Origin of the sequence: Lutibacter sp. (assembly GCF_040883305.1) — a bacterium.
GTDB lineage: Bacteria > Bacteroidota > Bacteroidia > Flavobacteriales > Flavobacteriaceae > Lutibacter.
In genome coordinates, this window is the sequence record NZ_JBFLKT010000360.1 from 1 (window position 1) to 4,771 (window position 4,771).

General features: G+C 28.9%; 4 protein-coding genes and 1 pseudogene. All 5 read left to right on the top strand.

What is annotated here, in order from left to right:
* Positions 1-743, top strand: a pseudogene (locus AB1Z17_RS11530) (hypothetical protein); the annotation flags it as partial.
* Positions 744-759: 16 nt separating this feature from the next.
* A complete protein-coding gene (locus AB1Z17_RS11535; RefSeq protein ID WP_368051944.1) occupies positions 760-2,109 on the top strand; it encodes a tetratricopeptide repeat protein in 1,350 nt (449 codons plus the stop codon).
* 37 nt (positions 2,110-2,146) lie between these two features.
* Positions 2,147-2,707: an LPS export ABC transporter periplasmic protein LptC gene (lptC, locus tag AB1Z17_RS11540; protein ID WP_368051945.1), complete on the top strand. Its 561-nt coding sequence runs from the start codon at positions 2,147-2,149 to the stop codon at positions 2,705-2,707.
* A gap of 199 nt (positions 2,708-2,906) precedes the next feature.
* A complete protein-coding gene (locus AB1Z17_RS11545) occupies positions 2,907-4,172 on the top strand; it encodes a hemolysin family protein (protein WP_368051946.1) in 1,266 nt (421 codons plus the stop codon).
* 113 nt (positions 4,173-4,285) lie between these two features.
* Positions 4,286-4,771 (top strand): SurA N-terminal domain-containing protein (locus AB1Z17_RS11550; RefSeq protein WP_368051947.1); only part of this gene is annotated, 486 nt, incomplete at its 3' end.

Here is a 4,771-nt window from a genome sequence, read left to right on the forward strand (position 1 = left end):
AAAACAATATAACCAACCAATTAAAAGATGTTGCTTTAGCGACTAAATATGAAACATTTTCTAGCGTAAAAGGTTTTGCAATTAATTCGGGCTTTCAGTATAAAACCAAGTTGTCAGATAATGTAAACTTACATTTAGGTGCAAATTTTGATTTAGAAAGTGAAGTAGATACAGAAGACGAAGAATATATTTATTCATTATCACTTGCAACAGGTGAAATACCTCGGGATACATTAGTATCTAATTCAGGTAAAGGTATTTTAAAATCTCCTTTAAAAACATCTTTAGGAATAGGTTTTGGAAAAGAAAACAAATGGTTTGCGGGAATCGATTATAGTTTTCAAGATGCACTTCAACTTCAAGGAAATATATACAACAACTTTACAAAAATAGCCTACGATAAATATAGCAAAATTTCATTAGGAGGTTTTTATACACCTAAATTTACATCTATATCAAGCTATTGGGAAAGAGTAACATATAGAGCTGGTGTAAAAATGGAAAAGACTGGTTTAATGGTTAATTCATCTGGAATTGGAAACGATTTTACAGCAATAGACGATTTTGGCATATCTTTTGGAGTAGGATTACCTGTTAGCAATCAATTATCAAATTTAAACCTTGGTTTTGAATTTGGAAAAAGAGGAGAAATTGATAAGGGTTTAGTTCAGGAAAACTATATAAACTTTAGGTTAAGTTTTTCTTTAAATGATAAATGGTTTAAAAAACGAGAAATATTTTAATTAAAAAATTTAGAAAATGAAAAAAATGAGACACTTTTTAACCTTATTATTTTTAGTAGTTTCTACACCAATTGTATTTGCACAAGCTAGTGAAGAATGTACTATAAAATACAACCTTTTTAAAGGTGATTATAATGCGAAAAATTACGACAAAGCTTATGAGAACTGGATGTGGTGTATGGATAATTGTCCAACGCTATCTGTAAATATCTATAAATTAGGTATTAAAATTGCTGAGCATAAATTAGAAACTGCTGCTGAAGCAGATAAACCAGTTGCTAGGGAACTTGTAATGAGAGTTTATACGCAAAGATTAGAGCATTATCCTAAAGATAAAGCAGGAATTTACGATGATATTGCTTCATTTAAAAGAGAGCAGGGAGCATCTGATGACGAAGTTTATGAATGGTTAGAAAAAACTTTTAAAGAAGATCCAACGGCATTATCTCCAAAAAATATCTATAAATATTTCGATATTATTTTAGTAAAGTATAAAGATTCTGATACACAAAAAGTTTTTGATACCTATGATGAGGTTGGTGAAGCTCTTGAACTAAAAAGACAAGATTATACTAAAACTATTGATGCAATAAATGCTAAAGACTCTACAACTTTAAGTAAAAAAGATATTAAGAAAAGAAAAGTTTCTCAACAAATTATAACAAATTTATCTATTGTAGAAAGTGGTTTAGATCAAAAATTGGCGGCAATTTCAACTTGTGAAAGATTAATTCCGTTTAATAGAAAGAATTTTGAAGAACATAAAAACGATGCACTTTGGTTAAAAAGAGCAGTTTCTAGAATGTATAATAAAGAATGTACAGAAGATCCATTATATGATCAGTTAGTAGAAGCTTATGTGCATGCGGACCCTTCTCCACAAGCGTCTGTATTTTATGCAGGTATTTTAATGAAAAATGGCGAAGCTAATAAAGCCATGGAGTATTTTAATAGAGCAGTTGATCAAGAAACAGATACTTTTAAAAAAGCAAATTATTTATATAAAATAGCTGATATTTTAAGAAAAAAAGGAAGAAAATCTGAAGCAAGAAACTATTGTTACCAAGCATTAAAATTTCAACCTACAATGGGAAGAGCTTATTTGTTAATTGCTAGTATGTATGCATCAAGTGCAAACTCTTGTGGAGACGATGTTGTTTCGAAAAGAATGGTATATGTTGCAGCTTTAAATAAGGCCAGAAAAGCAAAAGCGGTAGATCCAAGTATCAGTGCTCTCGCAAACAGATTTATAAATTCTTATTCAGATAATATACCTACAACAAAAGATTTGTTTGTTGCAGGGATAAAATCTGGCTCAGTTCATAAAATTGGATGTTGGATTAATGAAACAGTTAGAGTTCCTTAATCAAAATTAATATTTTAATAATTGGTATATTTGTTAAATGACAAAATCAATTGTACATAATATAACTAACATTGCTATTGTATTTTCAATAGCAATGTTTTTTTCATGTACCAATAGTGCCAAAGAAGTAAGAGATTTTTTAGCAGATAAAAATTTGCCAATTGGTGAAGCAATAGACATCAATTTAAAACATACAGATTCTGGTAGGGTTGACATTAAAATGAAAGCTCCTTTAATGTTAGATTTTGCAAATAGAGAAAATCATCCTTATTCAGAATTTCCAAAAGGGATATTTATTACTACTATAGAAAAAAATGGAGATTCAACAACAATCCAGGGAGATTATGCTAAAACTTATAGTAAAACCTCAGTTTCCGAAATAAAAGGCAATGTTGAAATTATAAATTATACTAAAAAGAATAAGTTAGAAACAACCGAGATTTTTTGGGATCAAAAAACACATTATTTTTTTACTGAAAAAAGATTTGTATTTTATACTTTAACAGATACAATTTATGGTACTGGGTTCGAAGCTTCTGAAGACCTTGATGTTTGGTGGGTTAAGAACCAAAGTGGAGTTATAGAAATTAAAGATTAGAGAAATGAGTAAAATGTGGAAAATATTTGAATACGGGTATTTAATAATTGCAATAGTTTTTATTGTAGAAACAGTTTTAAATTGGAATTTAGAAAGAGAAAGGGCTTATCTATTTTTACTTTTTGCGGTTTTGGCAATTTTCATGTACTTTTTTAGAAAAAGATTTAGATCAAGATTAGAAAAGAGAAATAAACAATAAATGGAATTTCAGATAGCTGTAATCTTAATTTCAATATTGCTTTCAGCCTTTTTTTCAGGGATGGAAATAGCCTATGTATCGGCTAATAAATTTCAAGTAGAACTCGAAAAAAGAAAAGAGGGTTTTACCTCTAAAATTTTAAGTAGAATTACTTCAAAATCGTCCAAATTTATCACCACAATGTTAGTTGGTAATAATATTGCATTAGTGGTGTACAGTTTTTTTATGGGTGAATTTATAATTGGATTTATTCCAGATAATACGTTTAACGAATTTTCTATCCTACTAATTCAAACTATAATTTCTACATTAATAATTTTAATTACGGCAGAGTTTTTACCAAAAGCCTTATTTAGAATTTATGCAAACGAAACCCTATGGTTTTTTGCACCTTTAGCTTACTTTTTTTATATAATTTTTCATTTTATATCAAGTTTTATTACAGCCATTTCCGACTTCTTTTTAAGATTGTTTTTTAATTCAACAAAAGATGTTAAGCAATCAGAATTTACAAAAGTTGAGCTTGGAAATTATATTTCGAAACAATTAGAAAATGCCAAAGATTTTGAAGAAGTTGATTCCGAAATACAAATATTTCAAAATGCTTTAGGGTTTGACACTGTGAAAGCTCGTGAAATTATGATTCCTCGAACAGAAGTTGTAGCGGTTGATATAAATGAAAGTATTACAAATTTAAAAAACCTATTTATTAAAACGGGCTATTCTAAAATTTTGGTCTATAAAAATTCTTTAGATGATGTTTTGGGCTATGTACACGCATTTGAATTGTTTAAAAAACCTAAAAACATAAAATCTATGATACTGCCAGTGGAGTTTGTTCCTGAAAGTATGATGATAAATAATGTGTTGAATATTTTAACTAAAAAAAAGCGCAGTTTATCAGTTGTTTTAGATGAGTTTGGAGGAACTTCTGGAGTAATTACTGTTGAAGATATTGTGGAAGAACTTTTTGGAGAAATAATTGACGAACACGACACAGTAGAATTATTAGAAAATAAAATTAATGATAGAGAATTTGAATTCTCGGCACGTTTAGAAGTAGATTATTTAAATGAAACATACAACCTAAGCATTAAAGAAGATGATGCTTATGAAACTCTTGGAGGTTATATTGTTAACTATAACGAGGATATTCCAAAAGAGGGAGAAATAATAGAAATTGACAACTTGTATTTTAAAATGTTGAAGGTAGATTCTTCTAAAATAATGGAAGTTTACCTTAAAGTTTTAGATAAAGCAGATTAAAAATAGAAGATACTTACAAATAGCTGTTTTTTTCATACTTAATTATATCAAATCACTTTCATAATTAAATACTTAATTGTATTTTCGCAAACTGTAATAAAACAACTAATATAATGGCAATTTTATCAAAAATTAGAGATCGTTCAATGTTCTTAATCCTAATAGTAGGATTAGCACTTTTTGCATTTGTACTAGATCCAAGCTCAATACAACAATTTTTCAGTTCAAGTAAGGTTAACTCTATAGGAGAAGTTAATGGTGAAGATATTGATAGAGAGGAGTTTGCACGTCAGGTAGAAGCTTATAGAACACAAAGTGGAGGTAGAGCTTCTCAAATGCAAGCAGTAAATGCAGTTTGGAGTGGAATGATTAGCGAAAAAATATTTGAAGACCAACTTGAAAAAGCAGGTATTGTAATTGGAGAAAAAGATATCTGGGATGCAATGACATCTTTACAAGAAATTCAAAACTCACCGCTTTTTAAAAATGAAGCAAACCTTTTTGATGAAGAAAAGCTAAAAGAATATATTGCCAATATGAAAGATGATGCCGAGTCTGGTAACAGTCAAGCTTGGATGAACTGGTTGGCAACAGAAAAA